16 protein-coding genes and 1 tRNA gene are annotated in these 18,201 nt (G+C 55.7%); 11 read left to right on the top strand and 6 right to left on the bottom strand.

The window, feature by feature from the left end:
- Window positions 1-10 precede the first annotated feature (10 nt).
- The 3 genes from GC165_12560 to GC165_12550 are packed head-to-tail and all read right to left on the bottom strand — an operon-like array spanning window position 11 to window position 2,815.
- The gene (locus tag GC165_12560) at window positions 11-688 is read right to left on the bottom strand and encodes a (d)CMP kinase (GenBank protein MBI1333698.1); all 678 of its coding nucleotides are present in this window, start codon (window positions 686-688) and stop codon (window positions 11-13) included.
- Window positions 688-1,962 carry a 3-phosphoshikimate 1-carboxyvinyltransferase gene (gene aroA, locus GC165_12555; protein ID MBI1333697.1) on the bottom strand — a complete coding sequence of 425 codons (1,275 nt, stop codon included), beginning with the start codon at window positions 1,960-1,962 and terminating at the stop codon, window positions 688-690. The genes GC165_12560 and aroA overlap by 1 nt, the downstream gene beginning before the upstream one ends.
- Window positions 1,952-2,815 carry a prephenate dehydrogenase/arogenate dehydrogenase family protein gene (locus tag GC165_12550; protein MBI1333696.1) on the bottom strand — a complete coding sequence of 288 codons (864 nt, stop codon included), beginning with the start codon at window positions 2,813-2,815 and terminating at the stop codon, window positions 1,952-1,954. Before GC165_12550 ends, aroA begins: the two co-directional genes overlap by 11 nt.
- Before the next feature lie 75 nt (window positions 2,816-2,890).
- Between GC165_12550 and GC165_12545 the strand changes: the two genes are divergently transcribed.
- The 6 genes from GC165_12545 (at window position 2,891) to GC165_12520 (ending at window position 8,767) form a co-directional block, all read left to right on the top strand.
- On the top strand, window positions 2,891-3,091 hold the full coding sequence (locus GC165_12545; GenBank protein MBI1333695.1) for a hypothetical protein: 201 nt from the start codon (window positions 2,891-2,893) through the stop codon (window positions 3,089-3,091).
- Between the two features lie 153 nt (window positions 3,092-3,244).
- Window positions 3,245-4,237 (top strand): UDP-glucose 4-epimerase GalE, encoded by a 993-nt coding sequence (gene galE, locus GC165_12540; protein MBI1333694.1) that lies wholly within the window; start codon window positions 3,245-3,247, stop codon window positions 4,235-4,237.
- 3 nt (window positions 4,238-4,240) lie between these two features.
- Window positions 4,241-5,455: a glycosyltransferase gene (locus tag GC165_12535; GenBank protein ID MBI1333693.1), complete on the top strand. Its 1,215-nt coding sequence runs from the start codon at window positions 4,241-4,243 to the stop codon at window positions 5,453-5,455.
- Window positions 5,456-5,562: 107 nt separating this feature from the next.
- A complete protein-coding gene (locus GC165_12530) occupies window positions 5,563-7,719 on the top strand; it encodes a hypothetical protein (protein MBI1333692.1) in 2,157 nt (718 codons plus the stop codon).
- 9 nt (window positions 7,720-7,728) lie between these two features.
- Window positions 7,729-8,157 (top strand): hypothetical protein, encoded by a 429-nt coding sequence (locus tag GC165_12525; protein MBI1333691.1) that lies wholly within the window; start codon window positions 7,729-7,731, stop codon window positions 8,155-8,157.
- A 43-nt stretch (window positions 8,158-8,200) separates the two neighbouring features.
- The gene (locus tag GC165_12520) at window positions 8,201-8,767 is read left to right on the top strand and encodes a hypothetical protein (GenBank protein ID MBI1333690.1); all 567 of its coding nucleotides are present in this window, start codon (window positions 8,201-8,203) and stop codon (window positions 8,765-8,767) included.
- Here GC165_12520 and GC165_12515 read toward each other — a convergent pair.
- Window positions 8,764-9,465: a DUF4272 domain-containing protein gene (locus GC165_12515; protein ID MBI1333689.1), complete on the bottom strand. Its 702-nt coding sequence runs from the start codon at window positions 9,463-9,465 to the stop codon at window positions 8,764-8,766. The two genes, GC165_12520 and GC165_12515, sit on opposite strands and share 4 nt — an antisense overlap.
- Window positions 9,466-9,510: 45 nt before the next feature.
- Between GC165_12515 and GC165_12510 the strand changes: the two genes are divergently transcribed.
- A tRNA-Glu gene (locus tag GC165_12510) sits at window positions 9,511-9,587 on the top strand.
- A gap of 429 nt (window positions 9,588-10,016) precedes the next feature.
- Here the strand turns inward: GC165_12510 and GC165_12505 are convergent.
- A complete protein-coding gene (locus GC165_12505; protein MBI1333688.1) occupies window positions 10,017-10,433 on the bottom strand; it encodes a MarR family transcriptional regulator in 417 nt (138 codons plus the stop codon).
- Between the two features lie 69 nt (window positions 10,434-10,502).
- On the opposite strand from GC165_12505, the gene GC165_12500 reads away from it, so the two are divergent.
- Window positions 10,503-12,299 (top strand): CBS domain-containing protein, encoded by a 1,797-nt coding sequence (locus GC165_12500; GenBank protein MBI1333687.1) that lies wholly within the window; start codon window positions 10,503-10,505, stop codon window positions 12,297-12,299.
- 559 nt (window positions 12,300-12,858) lie between these two features.
- Window positions 12,859-13,287: a DUF1801 domain-containing protein gene (locus GC165_12495; GenBank protein MBI1333686.1), complete on the top strand. Its 429-nt coding sequence runs from the start codon at window positions 12,859-12,861 to the stop codon at window positions 13,285-13,287.
- Between the two features lie 9 nt (window positions 13,288-13,296).
- Here the strand turns inward: GC165_12495 and GC165_12490 are convergent, their stop codons facing one another.
- Window positions 13,297-15,582 carry a hypothetical protein gene (locus GC165_12490; protein MBI1333685.1) on the bottom strand — a complete coding sequence of 762 codons (2,286 nt, stop codon included), beginning with the start codon at window positions 15,580-15,582 and terminating at the stop codon, window positions 13,297-13,299.
- 119 nt (window positions 15,583-15,701) lie between these two features.
- On the opposite strand from GC165_12490, the gene GC165_12485 reads away from it, so the two are divergent.
- Together GC165_12485 and GC165_12480 are read left to right on the top strand one after the other, a co-directional pair.
- Window positions 15,702-17,450 carry a hypothetical protein gene (locus GC165_12485; GenBank protein ID MBI1333684.1) on the top strand — a complete coding sequence of 583 codons (1,749 nt, stop codon included), beginning with the start codon at window positions 15,702-15,704 and terminating at the stop codon, window positions 17,448-17,450.
- 31 nt (window positions 17,451-17,481) lie between these two features.
- Complete coding sequence (locus GC165_12480; protein ID MBI1333683.1) at window positions 17,482-18,156, top strand: peptidase E; 675 nt, start codon at window positions 17,482-17,484, stop codon at window positions 18,154-18,156.
- The last annotated feature ends 45 nt before the right edge of the window (window positions 18,157-18,201 follow it).

The raw sequence follows: 18,201 nt of genomic DNA, 5'->3' as shown, positions 1-18,201 counted from the left end.
GACCTAAAGGTTACCCGGAGAGCTTCTTTTTCAGGAGGTCGGCGATGATCTCTGCGACCTCATTCGGCGTATGTTCAGCCGACTCCACCACGCAGGCGTCGGGCGCGACGGTCAGCGGGCTGTCTTCCCGACTGATGTCGCGGTGGTCGCGCATGAGAATCTGGGTGCGGACATCGATGAACGAGCTATCCATGCCCTTCTCTTTGAACTCGCCGAGGCGTCGTTTCGCGCGCTCTTCGAGGCTCGCGGTCAAATAAACCTTGAGAGTCGCATTCGGGGCAACGACGGTGGTGACATCTCGACCTTCGAGGATCACTCCACCTTCGGCGACCAGCTTCTTTTGACGTTCGACCATGCGCTGGCGAACCGGAGTGTGCTGGCTGATAGCGCTGGCGGCTTCTCCAATTTCGGCGGTACGGATTTCGGCGGTGACATCGGTGCCGTCCACAAAGACCGGCTGGGGCTCGCCGATGCCAAAGTCGATGTCGGTTTCGTCGAGCAGTTTGGCCGCGGCTTCACCCTGGTCCGTTGTCAAGCCATTGCGCAGCGCCTTCCAGGCGATGGCGCGGTACATTGCACCGGTGTCCAGGTAACGGATGCCCAGCGACTTTGAGAGAATTTTGCTGACGGTCGATTTTCCGGCTCCGGCCGGTCCGTCAATGGCGATGACGACTTTGCTCGTGTCCATTAGGAGATTGCCAACCTATTGAGTTCTTCGACGAAATTGGGGAAGCTGGTGCGAATGCTGTCGGCCCCGACGATCTCGGTGGTGCCATCGGCGATGCACCCGGCGATGGCGAATGACATCGCGATTCGATGGTCGAGCTTGGAATCGACCGTCACACCTTTGAGCGGAGTCGGACCCGAAATTGCCATTCCATCTTCAAACGTCTCGACCTTCGCGCCCATTCGCCGCAGATTGTCGGCGACCAATTCGATACGGTCGCTTTCCTTCACGCGCATCTCTTTTGCATCACGAATGACCGTGGTCCCCTCGCACTGAGTGGCCAGGACGGCAAGGACCGGAATCTCGTCGATCAGCCTCGGGACGAGGTCGCCTTCGATCTTGAACGGTCGCAGAATTGGGGCGGTGCCAACCGTCACATCGGCGACCGGCTCGCCAAGCTCTTCCCTTTCGTTCGTCAACTCGAACGGCACGCCTGCTTGCCGGAGGACGTCGAGAATTCCGGTGCGAGACGGGTTCACGCCGAGGCTCGTCGCCGTGATCTGACTGCCGTTGAGCAGAGCGGCGGCAACCAAGAAGAACGCGGCGCTACTGATGTCACCAGGTACGTCGAACTCAAAGGCGGAGGCATTTTGTCCACCTTTGACCGAAACCTTCAGTCCATCTCGGACCACTTGAACCCCCATCCCGGCCAGCATCCGCTCGGTGTGGTCGCGGCTGAGGCTCGGTTCGGTCACGCTTGTCGTTCCATCGGCAAGAAGTCCAGCCAGAAGGGTGCAACTCTTCACCTGCGCACTGGCAACCGGCGAGACATAGTCGATTGCCTTGAGGTTGCCTCCTCGAATTCGGATCGGTGGAGTGTCGCCCTCAAAGTTGGCCCCCATCAGTCGCAACGGCTCTGCGATGCGCTTCATCGGGCGCTTATTCAGGCTGGCGTCGCCCGTCATCGTCACATCCAGCGGGCGGGAGGCGACAAGACCAGAAAGAAGGCGAATGGTAGTTCCACTATTGCCGCAATCCAGAGGGCGACTTGGTTGGGTCCACTCGCGGCACGGGATGAGACGAAACTCGGTTGGGCTCAACTGTTCATGGCGGAGCCCCAACTCGATCATGCAATTGCGGGTGTTTTCGCAGTCCTCGCCTCTCAGCGGATTACGCACGACGCTCGGACCATCGGCGAAGGCGGCAAACATGTAGGATCGGTGGGTTAGCGACTTATCGCTCGGCGGACGAAACTCGCCCTGCATGGCCGCTATCCTTGAGAAACTAAGATTCATTCTGCTTCGCCTTCCACTTCACAATGTCCTTCAGCCAGGAATTCAAAGCCTCTCGGTCGCCCTGCTCAAGCATTTCTTGGACGCCGCTCAGGTTCGACGAAAAGTCAGCCAAAACTTTGACCAGCTCTTGCCGATTCGACATCAGAATGTCCGTCCATAAACCCGGATCGACGCCGGCAACTCTCGTGAGGTCCTTCCATGATCCGCCGCTGACGTCGGCCTTCGGAACGCTGTTGCGCGACTCGATGAGCAACGCCGCAACCACATGGGGAAGGTGGCTGAGGATGCCGACCTGCTGGTCGTGGGTATCGGGCGGAATGCAGACGGGAGTCGCCTCCATTTCCTTAACTAACTCCTTGATGACGGAGACCGCGTGCTTGTCGGTCTGAGCGTTGGGCGTGAGAATCCACTTTGCCCCCCGGAAAAGCCAGTTGGTGGCGTAGGCCGGACCGCTTTTCTCGTGGCCCGCCATCGGATGACCGGGAACGAACATCGGCTTATCCTTCGCCCAGGCCGCCACTTCGGTTTTAGTCGAACCGCAATCGGTGAAAATCGTCAATTCGCCCCGTTGCGCGTATGCCTCCTCGGCGATCGGCACGAGCAAGCTGGGGGAAATGCACATAAACACCACATCGAGCTGAGAAATCTCGGCAAGGTCGGCCGCTTGGTCGATCGCGTTGCGGCGAAGCGCGGTGCTGATGTGCTCAGAATTGGTGTCGAGGCCGAAGACCTGGTGGCCTTGCGTCTTGAGCGCCATGCCGACGGACGCACCGATGAGACCGGTGCCAACGATGCCTATTCGCATGGGGACACACCTTCTCGCAAGCTCATCGGGAACATAAAATGATAGCATTTAATTAGGACCACAGACCTGCTCTCAACGGATCGTCTTAATCGTCCGTATACACAGCAGAGGCAACAAAACCAAATGTCTGAAGGAACTCGAAATATCCTCAAGCTGATCGGAGTCATTCTTTTGATCTACGTCGGCTACAAGCTTGTGCTGATCGCAACGCACATGGTCCTGAGCTTGCTGATCCCAGTCGCAATACTGGGCGGCATCGGCTACGTGATCTACCGCGCGGCAGGCGGCAAACCCCTAATGGGTGGGCGAAAGACGCTTCCGTAATTTAGAGCAAGTGCTAGAAAGCAGTGCGAGAAACTAATCCTTCTCGCACTGCTCTAGGCCATATTGCCAAATCTTAACTTGCTCTTGCACTGTTCTCCCGCACTGTCGAGCCACTGGCTTGAAATGTGCGGTACCTTAACCGTGGTCTCGGTTATGGATTTCAAGAACGTTTTAGTCGTTGGCGGCGCAGGATATATCGGAAGCCACACCTGCAAAGAACTTAAACTCTCGGGATTTAACCCAGTCGTCCTCGACAACCTCTCCGAAGGCCACGATTGGGCCGTCAAGTTCGGCCCCATCGAGCAAGGCGACGCTGGCGACTACGATTTCGTGTCGGGGGTCCTGAAGAAGCACGCGATCGGAAGCATCCTGCACTTTGCGGCCAACGCCTATGTCGGCGAGTCGGTCGCCAATCCCCGAAAGTACATCAAGAACAACGTAACGGCCATGGATCAACTCCTCGGTGCGTGCATCGACAGCGGCGTCAAGAAGGTCATTTTCTCCAGCAGTTGCGCCACCTACGGCGTTCCGCAGTATGTTCCGCTCGACGAAAAGCACCCGCAGGCACCGATCTCCCCCTATGGCGACACGAAGTACATGGGCGAGCGAATCCTTCACTGGTACTCGGGCGCGTACGACCTCTCTTATGTAGCGCTTCGCTACTTTAACGCCAGTGGTGCCGACCCCGATGGAGAAATCGGTGAGGTCCATGATCCTGAGACCCACCTTATCCCGATCATTCTTCAAGCCATCCTCGGCAAACGTCCGCACATCGGCGTCTTTGGCACCGACTACGAAACTCCCGACGGAACCGCTATTCGAGACTATGTTCACGTAAAGGACCTGGCTAGCGGACACGTCAAAGCTCTGGAATATCTCATCAACGGGGGCGAAAGCACGAAGGTCAACCTCGGCTCCGGTAAGGGCTACTCGGTTCAGGAAGTCATCGATATGGCGGCAAAAGTGACGGGCCGCGAGGTCCCCGTCCAGTACCAAGAGCGCCGCGCGGGAGACCCACCTGCGCTGTACGCCAATCCTGAACTCGCCAATTCCCTGCTCGATTGGACGCCGAAGTACAGCGATCTCGAAACGATCCTACGCACCGCGTGGACCTGGGAAAACAAGCGCGCAGAGTTGGGGGTCTAACGAGTGCGGATCATTATCGCCAACGATAACGCGGTGGTCAGCGGAGGCGCAACTAAATGCGCTCTTCTGCAGGCCGAAGGGCTCGCCAAACTCGGGCACGAAGTCCACTTCTTCTCCGGCTTTGCCGAGGTGGACCCCTATTTTGCGAGTGTCCCGGGCATTCAGTTCCATAACTGCGGCGAGACGAAGACGCGGATGGACATTCCGCGACTGATCGAGATGTCGTATCTGCAAAAGGCGTACGACAAGCTGACCGAGATCATCAAGCTTGGCGACCCGAAGCAGACCATCGTTCACACCCACCTATGGAAGACCGGTATCTCGCCGAGTGTCGTCAATGCCGCGCTCGATAGCGGAGCCCACCTCCTATCGTCCTTCCACGATTACCATGTCGCCTGTCCGCAAGGGCAGTTCTTCAACAAGCAGACCAACCGCATTTGCACCCTGACGCCGGGAAGTGTGAAATGCCTTTGCACCCACTGCACGGACACTCGCACGATCCTACCGAAGTGGGCAGAAGTGTATCGTTGGCGAGTGCAGCGAGGCAAAGCGGGCATGCCGGGCAAGGTTCGGCACTTCGGAGTGTTCAGCCAAAAGAGCGTCGACGCCTTCGGCCAATACCTGCCTCAGGGAGCGAAGCTGCACATGATGCACTATCCGATTCAGGCGGTCCATGAGCCTCGCGTCGATGTAACCAAGAATCGAGCCATCGTCTTCTCTGGACGGCTTTCCATCGAGAAGGATCCGAGGATTTTTGTCGAGGCGGCGAAGAAAATCGGCGCCGAGGTGCGGATTCTCGGCGACGGACCATTGATGCAGGCAGTCAAGGACATCGGTTACGACAAGGCCACTTTCCTTGGATGGCTCAGCGGCGACCAGGTTTTGGCCGAAATGAAAAACGCCCGCGCCATGGCGATCACATCGATTTGGTATGAAGTTAATCCACTGGCTCCGATCGAGGCTCTTGGACGGGGGATTCCCGTCATCGCCTCGGACTGTACATCGACGAAGTATGAGATCGTCGAAGGAGAAACTGGCTTCGCCTTTCAAGCTCACAATGTGGATGACCTTGCTGACAAAATGAAGCGGCTTCTGGATGATGAGACGGCGGATCGAATGAGCCGAGCCGCATACGATCGATTCTGGGCCAATCCTCCGACGATGGAGAATCACGTCAAACGTCTGATCGAGATTTACGAAGAGATGCTGGCTGAATAGGGGCCGCCACGTCTTAGGGCAAGGGCTCGCTTCGCTAGGGCAATTTCTCTTGTTTCTGAAGCCTGAAAGCTGAAGCCAGAAGCCTGGTGTTGAGTTAAACTACCAGCATGCTTGCATCCATCGCCGCGTGCCTGACCCTCTGGCAAAGCCCTCTCGAACGCGACCGGTACGGCGTCCCCATCATCCACGCGAAAACCGTCGACGAGGCGATGATGTGGGCCGGTTACGCGACCGCCCAGGACCGGATGTGGCAGATGGAGATGAGCCGCCGTAGCTCTCGGAGCCGCCTCAGCGAGGCATTTGGCAAGCAGTACCTCGAGGCCGATAAGAAGCAGTTTCAACAGTTCTACACGCCGAAAGAGATTCAAGCGCAGTTCGACCGACTGCCAAAGAACATCAAGCAGTGGTTTCAGTCGTACTCGGACGGCGTGAACAAGTACCTGAAAGAGGGTGATCTGCCGCCGGAGTACGCACAAAATGGCCTGAAGCCTGAGCCTTGGACGGTCCTCGACTCCGCCGCCATCACCATCAACCTCGTCCAGCTTTTTGGCCGCGGCGGAGCCGGTGAACTACGAAACTTTGCGATGTTCAAGTACCTCGAGCTTCAGCCCAAAATCGGCAAGAAAGCTCTCGATGTCTTCGACGATTTCGCCTGGCAGAACGATCCCAAAGCGATCCCGACCTGCTACCCCGAAGACGACCCGGTCAAGAAGCCGCCGACCTTCCCGAATCCGACCGCGGTCGAGACGCTGAAGCACCTCACCAAGCTCCCTGACCTTGGCATTTTCGAGCTTCTGCCTGGCGTGCGAGTGGTGTCGCTTGAAGAGAATAAGCGCGAGTGGGAGCGGCTGGCAACACCCTTCAAAACCGGCAGCTACTGCGCCGTCGTCAACAAATCGATGTCGGCGACCGGCAATGCGCTTTTGCTGAGCGGTCCGCAGATGGGCTTCACCATCCCGTCCATCGTCCATGAAACCTCGATCCATGCACCGGGCCTCGACGTCGTGGGTATGGACGTACCCGGCATTCCGGGAGTGTTGATCGGTGCGACGCCCGACGCGGCCTGGGGCCTCACGACTGGCGTGGCCGACACCGAGGACATCTACGTCCTCCGCACCAGTGACCAGGGTTACACCGTCGATGGGAAGAACAAGAAGATCGTGAACACGGAGTACGACCTTCCCGTCAAAGGCGAAGCGAATTCGAAGGTAGTGCGCCAAGACACCGACTACGGGCCGATCGTTTACGAGGTCAAGAACAAGTTCACGGCCTTTGCCCGCAAGCGAGCGTACGAAGGTCACGAGCTTCAGTCCTACGAGGCGGTTGCCGGACTTTGGAACACCAAAACCAAGAGCGATTTCGACAAAACCACCAAGCGGGCGACGATGAACTTCAACTGCTTCATCGCTCTCAAGTCGGGCGATATCGGGTGGCGCTACCTCGGCTGGGTGCCCAAGCGGGCCGACGGCTACGACCCTCGGTTCCCTTTGCCCGCGACCAAGGATGCCGAATGGCAAGGCATGATCTCGTTCGACGACATGCCGCACGTTTGGAACCCCAAGCGCGGCTGGGTGTGCAACTGGAACAACAAGCCGGTTTCCTGGTGGCCAAACCTCGACACCCCGGCGTGGGGAGAGGCGTTTCGCAACAATGTCCTCGTCGACTTCCTAACCCCATCCGGCAAGAAGACCACGCAGGACCTCGAGCAAGCCGTCATCCGTTTGGCGACGCATAGCTCGACCTGGAACACGTTTGGCCCGTTCCTGCAGGACGAAAAGGCGTTTGACACATTCCACGGCGCGATGATGGCGGGCTCGAAAGATGCGCTGGTCTACAACGCCTTTATCTCTGCGCTTCGAAACGAACTGTTCTTGCCGACAACCGGAAACTTCGCTGGCAATGACAACTTTGCGTTGGTGGCCCAGCCGGACGTGATGGCTCGCGCCCTGAGAGGTGAAACAAAGTTCAACTATCTGAATGGACGAACGGCCAAGCAGGTCATCGAAGCGGCTATCCAAAAAGCCGAGGACACCATTCCCGGCAAGGGCTTTGTGGCATCGACGATTCCGGTTCCTCCCGGTTCGGGTCTTGACCCTGTGCTCTACCGCGACCGCGGAACCTATATCCAAATCATCCAACTTGGCGACAGGCCGGTGGGCGAGAATGTGGTGACGCCCGGCGTGGCCACAACTGGGCCCCATTCTTTCGACCAAGTCGAGTTTGCCCGGGACTTTCGATACAAACCGATGAGGATTCTCCCGTAAAGTGTAATCATGGTCTCCCGGTTTGCGATTCTTGTCGGCGCTTTGATCATTACCGCCGGGTGCGGCGGGGGAGGCGGATCGCTCGCCTCGAACGCGACCGGCAACTACAGCGGAACGGTGGCCCAAAGCTCTACTAACTCGACCATTGTCGACTTTCAAATCGCCGCTGACGGCACCGTGACCGGCCATTGCGCGATGGTGAGCACCACATCAGCGGCCATCATCGCGCGGGCAACCGTGACTGGCAAACTAAACGTTGGTGCGGGGACCTTTACGATTTCCGGCTACTACACCGTCTTTGTTCCGCCGCCGCCCGGCACGTCGATCGGCGGCTTGGTAACAATCTTTGGCGGCATTCCCGACAAGAGTTCCGATACGCCCATTGACCTGACCAACGACGGAACGACCTACCACGGCGTGGTCGCTTCGGTCGATTAGCCTTCTCATTCGGGTTAATATAATGTAGACTAGTGTCTACATTATGACTCTATTCACTTTTGACGAAAAAGTCGTTGCGCCGCCGGAGGGGTTGGTGTATCTGCCAGATTTTATGTCCGAGGCTGAGGAATTGGAGGTCGTTCAGTGGATCGATTCTCAGCCATGGGACCGTGGCTATGCACGGCGTCGACAGTTCTACGGCCAATCGTATCGAGATCCTTCGCATTATTGCGAGGTGCCGCCGATCCTCAAGGCTTTCGCTCAACGCCTGTTCGATCTCGGCTTGGTGCTGGTGGTGCCCGACCACGTGCTGATCAACGAGTACAAGCCAGGGCAAGGCATCGCCGCGCATGTAGACGAGATGCCCGATCCTGAAAGTCAGGTGGTCACCATTTCTCTTCTCGACTGCTATCCAATGGAGTTTGCCCATATCGAGTCGAGTGCAAAGTTCGAGCAATGGCTAGAGCCAAGAAGTGTGGCGGTGATGTCGGGTCCAAGCCGAACTGAATGGACCCATGAGATTTACAAACGTCAAAGCGACGTGGTGCAGGGCGGCGGGCGGCGGATGCGAAAACGCCGAATCTCGATTACGTACCGGACGAAGCTTTAGGTGTCGGTGGAAACTTGATCCCAATCGTCTTCGTTATCGTAGCAAGTCATCCAGTTGATCGCTTTATGCCATTCCATCACGATTTCCCAATCCGCAAAAGCCTGCCCCTTCTTGGGAGGGCTTCGCAGTGCCCAGTGAAGACGGTATAAGAAGTCGGACACGTTTAGCAGTTCCGTTGTACTCCGCACGCGCAACGCCGACTGTAACTCGCCCTCTTCTTCAATCTCTTGCGGTAATAGGTCTGCAATCGGTTCAATCGAGGACTGCCGTTGAGGAAAAGTGAGGGTGTCGATCAGTCCACCACACCACGATAGCAAGATGAAGGCTTCGGTCCCCCAAGTAAAGTTGACAATGTCCCTTTCTTTGCGGTCGTCGTTGTAGAAAAACTCTTGCTCCCTTTTGGACAACCAATCGACAATTCTGTGTTCATCAACATACTCTCTGAAGAATGGCCCATCCGGATGGTGGGCACTTCCAGTCACCAAGAATAAGGCGATCATCCGTTTGTAGAGTTCATCACTAGATCGGATTCGAACCTCACCTTCGCTTTCGATAGCGGGAAGCCGTGGGTTCACCTGAAATCCTAAGCCTTTGAGAGCTTTTTCGCAAAGCTCCTTGCGATCGAATTGATCGCGCGGACTTAGGGCTTGAATAGATTTGAGGACCACATTTGGATCGGTTCTTTTTCGAAAGAGCATTGATCTCCGAATTCTAACCGAATCGGGTATCTTTATGTCTCGCTTGCTCCGGTCGTCTAGCGGTTCAGGACATCGCCCTCTCACGGCGAAGATCGCGGGTTCGAATCCCGTCCGGAGTACCAAACTGAAAACCCTTACGCTCTTTGGCGTAGGGGTTTTTGGTTTGGAGATTGGGCTGGTGAGAACTCTGCCTGCGGGCGGAGCCTGCGACGTGCCGAGTATCGGCATTCGAATCCCGTCCGGAGTACCAAAATGTGAAAGGCATCCCTTAAGGATGTCTTTTGCATTTTTGCATAGCCGCTGGGTGAGAACTTGCCAATCGCACCGGTACTTGGGGTTCGCTAGCGAGGTAGCGCAAACAAAGTGAAGCAGCCAACATGCCTACTTGGCTCAAAAGGCTATATTCCGTAGGTTCAAAGCCGTAGCGAGCCAGATGCAATAGTACATCATGTCGCACAGCTTTCTCACCGTCTTCAGGTTGACTAAGCAAGCACTTGGAACGGTTTCGTTGTGAGCCGGAAGTCTAGAGGTTGTTTGTGCCCTAGAGAGGTTCATTTGATGACGAAAGTAAAGGCATTTTTCAGGAGATGAAGTTGTTCAAGGTTTCGCAAAGTCAGTTCTTCTAGAAGGCTTTCGCCTCTCGCTGTAAGAAATAGCCGGACATACCTGCGATCTTGCATTGAAGCTTCTTTTCGGATCAGCCCAGCAGTCTGACATCTATTCGCCAGGCCAACAGCAGAATTGTGTTTCAGTTGCAGTTCGTCCGCAATTTCCGATACCGTCGCCCAATCTCTCCTCTGTTGCCCCTTGATGGCGAGCAATAGTTGGTGTTGCTGAGGCGTAATGCCAACGGCATGAGCGCCTTCGTCGACGAAGCGGATGTACTTCCGGATTGCAGACCGGAGTTGAAGCAAAGTTTCATAGCCATTCTTATCGAGGGGCATAGGACTCCTTCTAATATATCCCATTAGGATATATTAGAAGGAGTGGACGTTCAAAAAGACCTGAGCCCCGATCACAAAGATCCTCGACCCAATGTGACCAAAGAAGAGTCCCGTACCTCTCAGGACCGTGTCGTCTTTCTATGTTCAATTGCCGTTCTGATTTCCCTATTGACGGTGGTTGTGGCGAAGCTATTGGTGCTCCTCATCAACTTTGTTACGAACCTTGTATTTCTTCACCATTTTTCAGTTGCCGATGCAACACCTTCCCAGGCTCTAAGTCCGCTATGGTTTGTCCTTGCCCCGCCGCTTGGAGGACTCATCGTGGGGTTTTTGGCTCGATATGGGTCGGCGGCCATCCGTGGTCATGGTATTCCTGAGGCGATGGAGCAAGTGCTTACGAACTGTAGTCGCATTCCTCCGCGGGTCACGATCCTCAAGCCCCTGTCATCCGCCATCGCCATAGGAACGGGAGGCCCGTTTGGAGCAGAAGGTCCGATTATTGCGACGGGAGGAGCACTTGGGTCACTACTGGGCCAAATATTAAGAACAACCGGATCAGAACGAAAAGTATTGCTGGCTGCAGGTGCTGCTTCCGGCATGACGGCGATTTTCGGGACGCCTATTTCGGCTGTGGTATTGGCTATAGAGCTTCTCCTCTTTGAGTTTCGATCACGGTCGCTTGCGCCAATAGCCCTAGCCTGCGCAGTTGCAGCTGGGGCAAGGTCACTCCTCTTCCATTCAGGTCCAGTATTTGCCATGCCGAACGTACAAGTGCCAAGCAAAGAAGCATTAATCGCTTATCTGGTAATTGGTGCAGTTATCGGACTTGTGGCAGTGGTTGTCACGAAACTCGTCTATGCCATCGAGGATATCTTTGAGCGCCTTCCGATACATTGGATGTGGTGGCCAGCAATTGGGGGAGTCGCCGTGGGTCTTATAGGGCTAGCTTCTCCATCAACCCTAGGCGTCGGTTATGACAACATTGTTTCGCTACTTGGCGGAAAGATCGTGGGCGGAGCCCTGGTTTTACTGACGTTTACCAAATTGGCATCATGGCTCATCGCCCTAGGGAGTGGAACTTCCGGAGGAACGCTTGCGCCGCTCTTTACAATTGGTGGAGGAATTGGGGCATTGCTAGGGCTAACGTTTCAGACATACGTTCCAGCCGTTGGAACCGACATACGGCTTTGCGCACTAGTAGGGATGGCGGCAATGTTCACAGGCGCTTCACGTGCCATGCTGACGTCTGTAATTTTCGCATTTGAAGCTACGCTACAGCCCGTTGGCATCTTCCCATTGCTCGGTAGCTGCACAATCGCATATCTGGTCTCTCTGACTATGATGCGCAATACCATCATGACTGAAAAGATCGTTCGACGGGGTGTTGTCGTCCCGAGTGATTATGAGGCAGACTATTTGTCCCGACAGCTTGTTGCCTCGTGCGGCGTTAAGGCTGTGACTTGCATAAATGACACGGATTTAATTGGGAAAGTAAGAACGGAAACATCGTTTTCGCACGGTTCAAAAGGACACCACGGTTACCCAGTCATCAACTCCGAGGGGAGGCTTGCCGGTGTAATCACTCGAAAGGAGATTTTCGACCCTTTAGTGCCAAATGAGGCAACTGCGGGCTCTCTTATCAAGCAACTACCGATAAGGGCTTTTGATGACAATACGTTACGAGAGGCGGCGGACTTGATGGTGAGGTGTAACGTAGGGAGATTGCCCGTTGTTTCCCAACAACATCCCGATATTGTAATTGGCATTATCACGAGAAGCGATTTACTGCAGGCTCACACTTCTCGTATCGCAGAAGAAGAAGAGGCTGGACGACATATCCGAATTCGTAAGTCCATTAACTTCAGGCCTAAAGGCAATCGAGAATGCTGATTTGTGGGTACAGCGATCAGTCACCGAAGCACACAGAACCAAGTGCATTCGAGAAATTATAAGCGCATTCCTGTTGTACGAATTGGCAGTATTCGCACCAATATGACGCTTATTTTGATGCCTGTTTTAGTAACGGCACCCCATCGTTCGGCACCGAACAACAGGAGCTTGAAGAACGATATGTGGTTCAGCGTCGACGCTAGTCCATCTCGCTCACAGTAGTTTGTGGCGAATGGAGATGGAACGTATCAGGGGCCTCACCTGACCAAACTACCCTCGACTATTCGCCATTGTTGCCTCAAGAAGGTAGATGGGGCCCCTTCACGTCGGAAAGGACATGCTCTGCCGACGTCTATCGGGTTCGTCCGGACAGAAGTGGCCAGCGTCTAATCGCAGATAATAAATGGGAAGCCGGGCCACCTGCATGGATTAAGCAAGCTCCTTGACCACGGTTTCTCGATAAGAGACGGATTTGCAAATCTTTTGATGTGGCCCCTGGTTTCTGCCCCTGGACTCACAAAGGTAACCTGGCCAAAGTCACTCGACTGATGCCACGAAAATGAGCACAGAAGAACAAATCGAAGGCTACATCAGTAGCCAGCCGGAGCCCAAACAGACGGAATTGCGAACCCTCCACGAATTGGTTCTCAAATTGTCCGCCGGTCGTCAGCTTTGGTTTACAGACGGAAAGGACGCCGACGGAAAGGTCGTGGCCAACCCCAACATCGGATACGGCTGTTACACCATCAAGTACGCGGACGGGTCGAGCAAGGAGTTCTATCGCATTGGCCTTAGCGCCAACACCGCCGGAATCTCGGTCTACATCCTTGGTCTCGAAGACAAGACGTACCTTGCCAACACCTACGGAGAAGCCTTGGGCAAGGCGAAGGTCACCGGGTACTGCATCAAGTTCAAATCGCTCAAGGACATCGACCTCGACGTCCTCCAAGCAGCGATTCAATTCGGCCTTGATGCACCCAGTGCCTGACCCAAACCCTTAGTAGCCAGGCAGGTTCTGCACCTGAATTTCGCTTCGCAACTGAGCCACGAGCGCATCGATGTCTGTCTGAAGAGCCGCCAGCTTGGAATCGACTTCGGCTTGGCTCTGACCGTCGACTCTCCAGTTGTAAGGTGTCCAGTATCCCGGGAAGTAAGCCTTATTGGCCCCGATGCGAACCAGATTGGCCCCTTGCTGTTCGCCAAAGAATCGATCGTAGACGCCGTTGATCTGCAGATCGCCATTGATGTCCACTTGAGGATTGTAAATGTCCAGCACACCCGAGTGGCCAGTGAAAGCCGACCCCTTGAATGTCCACGGAACTTGGTTGGGATGCGAAATCTTCAGGCCAGTCGCGCCCGTTTCGTCCACGGTAATCCCGATGGCGATGTACTTGAACGTCACGACATAGCCGGATGCGAAGGTTCGCGTCGCCTCCACAACGTCGAGCGTGAAGTTGTGATTTCCTGGATCGAGAGGCAAAACCTTCGATGCCTTGCCCAGCGACACTCGTCCGCCGCCGCTCACATCGAATACTTCGCACTGAACGGTCAGGTCGCCAACCGTCGAGGGGGTCGTCGAGAGCGTTACCACGCTCTTGTCGCTATCAAACTCCAGCTTGTCGTAAACGACTCCGTCATCCAAGACCATGAGATTGCTACCAGAACCTTTCCAATGGTAGAGAAGAGTCGCTCCCGTCGACGGAGCGTGAGCCGAGAGAACGACCTGCCCACCCGGCGTGTAAGTGTCGCTCGTGGCCGAAATCGACACCGTCGGCTTGAACACCAACCCGGTCCAAAGATTTGCTTCGTTGCCGCTGGTCGTGTCCTTGGCAATGGCGAGGATATCGGCTAGTTCGATAATTCCAAGCGCAACCAACGCCACCAACGCCGCCCGAGCAACAACCAGCCGTGGACCCAAGAATGCGTTGCGAACGGCATTCGCGGCGAGGTCGCCTTTGATTTTCAGGGTCAAGGTTTCCAACAGCGGAAGCTCGGCGTAAAAGATCTCTTCAAAGGTCATTTTCGACGCCAGTTCTCCAATGACCTGACCATAGAACACGTTGCCAAGGTAGGCGGCAGACATGGCACTGCGAATGACTTGGGTGGAGGTGAGCAATCCGGCGATCGCCCCTTGAACGGCGGAATACGACATCGCCGCGCCGCCCAAGCCAAGAATCTCAAGCACAACCTCCATGAAGCCGCCCAGCATCACCGACTGTCGCAATTGGCCGCATTCGTCCTTCCACTTCTCGATCTCGCCCGCATACCTCGTGTCTGAGTAAATCGGCGGCGTCGATGCGCCAAAGACCGGGCTGAGGGCAATCATCTCATACTTAGTCTGCTTGTCCTGACCAATGATCTTGAGCGGAACGGAACTCGACGTGACTTGTGACCATCCCTGGCCGGAGGAATTCAGCAACCCGACCGTTAGTGGAATATCCAGTGGCGAACCCACGATGCTCGGCGGAGTTTCTGCCGTCTCCACGTCGTTCTCATCGACGTGACCGGTGACGTAGGTCAGCACTCGGCCAAACCTCCGCTTCGTGTTCTGCACTTGATAGCCAAGCGGGCTCGAAGTTTGAACGAAAGTCAGCCCATCCACTTCGCTTCCAGGTTGGAGCAGTAGCAAGGTCGTGTCTGCCTGAGTGCTCTGCGATAGCTTCCCTGCTCTCCTTTCGCCGGCCCGCACCGCCGAGTTGGATGCCCCACCGCTAAAGCTGTCAACGGCAGTCTTGATTGCATCCTTCAAGGTTTGAGGAGCGTTAGCAACCGCAAACGGGTCGCTTGCCAGTTCGTTCTCCAGAACCGTCGTAAGAGTGGCGAGTTCGGGGCTCGCTAGTATCCGCTCCATTAGCGACCTTCGGTCGTCCGTATTCAACTCAATTCCGCCCACTCCAAGGAACATCAAAGCCGCCGCCGTGCTCGCCGCATCCAGACGCTTGTTGGCCGAACCCGAATCGATGATGCCCATCAACAGGATGCGCTGACCGACCGAATCCCAAATCATCGTCAAACTGGGAATCTGAGTCTGGACGTTAACCGAGAAAGACGAAGCAGTCAAGGTACCAAAGCCACCACCACCCACGACTTGCAGACTAGTCAGATCGACCCCCGACGGTAGGGCCACTTGCCCAGCAACCGTCGCCATATTGTTCGCCGATCCGCTGCTTCCAAAGAGGAAACCGCCGCAACCGCTCAGCACGAGCCCCGACCCGCCTACGAGCGTCATCGCTTTCAAATTGAAGTCGCGGCGTGTCATTTTTCGAGAGGCGGTGTGTTTCATCTTCTTCGGTACCTTCCCGTCGGTTAGCCGGGCAACTCAATGGTGACCACCTGCCGTTATCAACGCGTTATCAGGGCTTCACCCTATGAGAGCAAGGTGTGGGATAAACTGGTCGAAGATTGTCCGGCCCAATCCGCATCAATGTTCTAGGCGACTTTTCCGTTTTCCGGGCCGACGGGGATCCCGCTCGTTTTCGCACCAATCGAGCCAGCGAAGTCATCGCTCTTTTAGTCCTGCGAGAGTCGCGCCGAATGCTGCGCGAGGAACTTGCTTTCGATATTTGGCCGGACGCCGACCGTTCCTCGCGACTTGCCAATCTTCGGCCCGCGCTTTCGTACGCTCGCCAAGCCATCGGTGATGCAAACATCCTCCTGCAGGAAGGCGAGATGATTTCGCTCAGTTCCGACGCGAAATCGGATTGGGAGGATATCGACATGCTTGAGGGGCGCGCACAGTCCGCCGAGGGGCGGGACCACCAGTTAATTGCCCTCTACGCGCTCAACGACGCCTTACGAGACCCGCTCTTACGTGGGTGGAATTCGGAGTGGATCGATCGATACCGCGATTATCACGGTCGACGACAGACGGCGGCTTTGCGCCAGCTAGCCGAAACCTGTGCCACGCTTGGCGACTGGACTTCGGCCCTGGAGCACGCGCAGAGGCTCTCAGAAGCTGACCCCTACGACGAAGACGGCGTTCGGTTGAAGTTACAGGCATTCGGTGCATTGGGGCGACTTTCCGAGGCCCAAATTGAATACGCCCGATACTCCAAGCGGATGATTTCTGAGCTCGGATTGAAGCCGTCGCCAGGATTGCGACAGTTAGCCGACACCGTGGTTTCCGGGCGCTATCAAGCCCGTGGAACCAAAGCGACAACCGCCCAGAAAGACCTTGTCTGGCAGATTCTGGACATGCTGGTCGAGGAGGACGCCGAACGAGTCCTGCCGCTGCTCTCCACTTCCAAGTTGAATTGGTCGATCGCCACATCGGGACCCGATCTACGAACGCTGATCGAAAGGGTGATGCGTGAAACCAACGGTTGGTCGCCAGATCGTCGCGGAGTGGCCAAGCGCCTTTTGCAGATTTACGCACAGGACCTTGAGTGTCAGCTCTCTATCGACTTGGCGAGGGACCTGCTCGACCATTCCGAACCATCGGATCGGATTCCGGCACTGAATTTCTTGGCGATCGCCGAGCAGATGCAGGGAAACGCAGATCTGGCGGAGTCTCATCTCCAAGAGGCCATTTCAGCGGCCGACGAAGGAAAGCAACCCTACTTCGGGGCCGTCTCCAAAGCCAATCTCGCCGTGCTTCACATGAGACAATTGAAGCTAGACAAAGCCGACGCCGAAATGACTGAGGCGCTCACAGGCTTGACTGAAGCGAGTGAACCAAACGCTTTGCTTAGTCTTGGTTTTGCCAAGTCTAACCACGCCCTCATTGCGTGGATGACAGGAGACCATCGACGAGCCAAGGAACTCATCGACGATTGGTCTCAGTTCTGCGGAGCCAACGGCATGATCAGCTTCGATTCGATGGGCAAAGGCATCTTCGCCCTTATTTCGGCCAGCAGCGATATTCGCCAAGCAAGAGCGGCTCTTCTATCTGCGGTTCACGGTGCCATGGCCGAACGCAATCTTGCTACTCAACTAGGCATCCTTCCAGTCCTGGTGGCGGCCATTCGCATTGCTTTCTCATCCGACGAAGCCGATCGCTTGGCCACCATGACCGAGGCCATCTACAGATCCAGGCAATACACCATCTTGCCCGCAACTCGACGCTTGCTTGGGACAACCCAGTCTAGCGGCAACGAAACATTGAGTCCGTTCGACGTTTACGTTCGAATACGAACGCTCGTTCTTCGGTGACGAAGATCGGTTAAACTCCCAGCCAGCCGCCATGAAAATGCTCCTTACCTCCGCGGGTATCAAAAACCCAAGCATCAACCGAGCCTTGTTGGACCTGCTGGAAAAGCCCATCGATGAATGTAGCGCTCTTTGCATTCCGACCTCCGGCTATGCCAACCCAGGCGGACTCGGGCGGGCTTGGAATTTCATCAGTGGCAACGAACCCCAATGCCCAATGTGTGAGCTTGGCTGGAAATCGATGGGAGTACTTGAATTGACCGCGCTCCCGAGTCTGAAAGAAGACATTTGGGTACCAACCGTGCGCGAGACCGACGTGATTCTCGTCAACGGCGGCGATCCGCTATACCTCTACTACTGGATGCGGCAGTCCGGCATGGCCGACCTTCTACCTACGCTCGAAAACACGGTTTGGGTTGGGCTCAGCGCTGGAAGCATGATCATGGCGCCGAGAATTGGCGAGGAATTCGTTGGTTGGACTCCGCCCTCTGGCGACGAAGACGACACGACGCTCGGCATCGTCGATTTTGCCATCTTCCCCCATCTCGACAATCCAGGATTGCCACATAACCACATGGCCAACGCCGAAAAGTGGGCCGCCAAGCTATCGTGTCCGGCCTATACCGTGGATGACGATACAGCGTTCATGGTGGTCGATGGCTCGGTAGAAGTCATCTCCGAAGGCCAGTGGAGACTCATTCACTCATAAATAATTGCCCTTCTTGTCTGTTCCCATACTTCCCGTTCGTTGAGG

It is taken from the genome of Armatimonadota bacterium, assembly GCA_016125185.1.
In the GTDB taxonomy this organism is placed as follows: Bacteria; Armatimonadota; Fimbriimonadia; order Fimbriimonadales; family Fimbriimonadaceae; genus Fimbriimonas.
This window is presented reverse-complemented; position numbering and strand designations above follow the sequence as displayed.

Bases quoted from the DNA above. Each gene is read 5' to 3' on its own strand.
- GC165_12545 (MBI1333695.1), top strand. From the start codon at position 2,891: ATGTCTGAAGGAACTCGAAATATCCTCAAGCTGATCGGAGTCATTCTT.
- GC165_12525 (MBI1333691.1), top strand. From the start codon at position 7,729: ATGGTCTCCCGGTTTGCGATTCTTGTCGGCGCTTTGATCATTACCGCC.
- GC165_12560 (MBI1333698.1), bottom strand. From the start codon at position 688: ATGGACACGAGCAAAGTCGTCATCGCCATTGACGGACCGGCCGGAGCC.
- GC165_12550 (MBI1333696.1), bottom strand. From the start codon at position 2,815: ATGCTATCATTTTATGTTCCCGATGAGCTTGCGAGAAGGTGTGTCCCC.
- GC165_12505 (MBI1333688.1), bottom strand. From the start codon at position 10,433: ATGGGATATATTAGAAGGAGTCCTATGCCCCTCGATAAGAATGGCTAT.
- GC165_12480 (MBI1333683.1), top strand. From the start codon at position 17,482: ATGAAAATGCTCCTTACCTCCGCGGGTATCAAAAACCCAAGCATCAAC.
- aroA (MBI1333697.1), bottom strand. From the start codon at position 1,962: ATGAATCTTAGTTTCTCAAGGATAGCGGCCATGCAGGGCGAGTTTCGT.
- GC165_12490 (MBI1333685.1), bottom strand. From the start codon at position 15,582: ATGAAACACACCGCCTCTCGAAAAATGACACGCCGCGACTTCAATTTG.
- GC165_12530 (MBI1333692.1), top strand. From the start codon at position 5,563: ATGCTTGCATCCATCGCCGCGTGCCTGACCCTCTGGCAAAGCCCTCTC.
- GC165_12495 (MBI1333686.1), top strand. From the start codon at position 12,859: ATGAGCACAGAAGAACAAATCGAAGGCTACATCAGTAGCCAGCCGGAG.
- GC165_12515 (MBI1333689.1), bottom strand. From the start codon at position 9,465: ATGCTCTTTCGAAAAAGAACCGATCCAAATGTGGTCCTCAAATCTATT.
- galE (MBI1333694.1), top strand. From the start codon at position 3,245: ATGGATTTCAAGAACGTTTTAGTCGTTGGCGGCGCAGGATATATCGGA.
- GC165_12520 (MBI1333690.1), top strand. From the start codon at position 8,201: ATGACTCTATTCACTTTTGACGAAAAAGTCGTTGCGCCGCCGGAGGGG.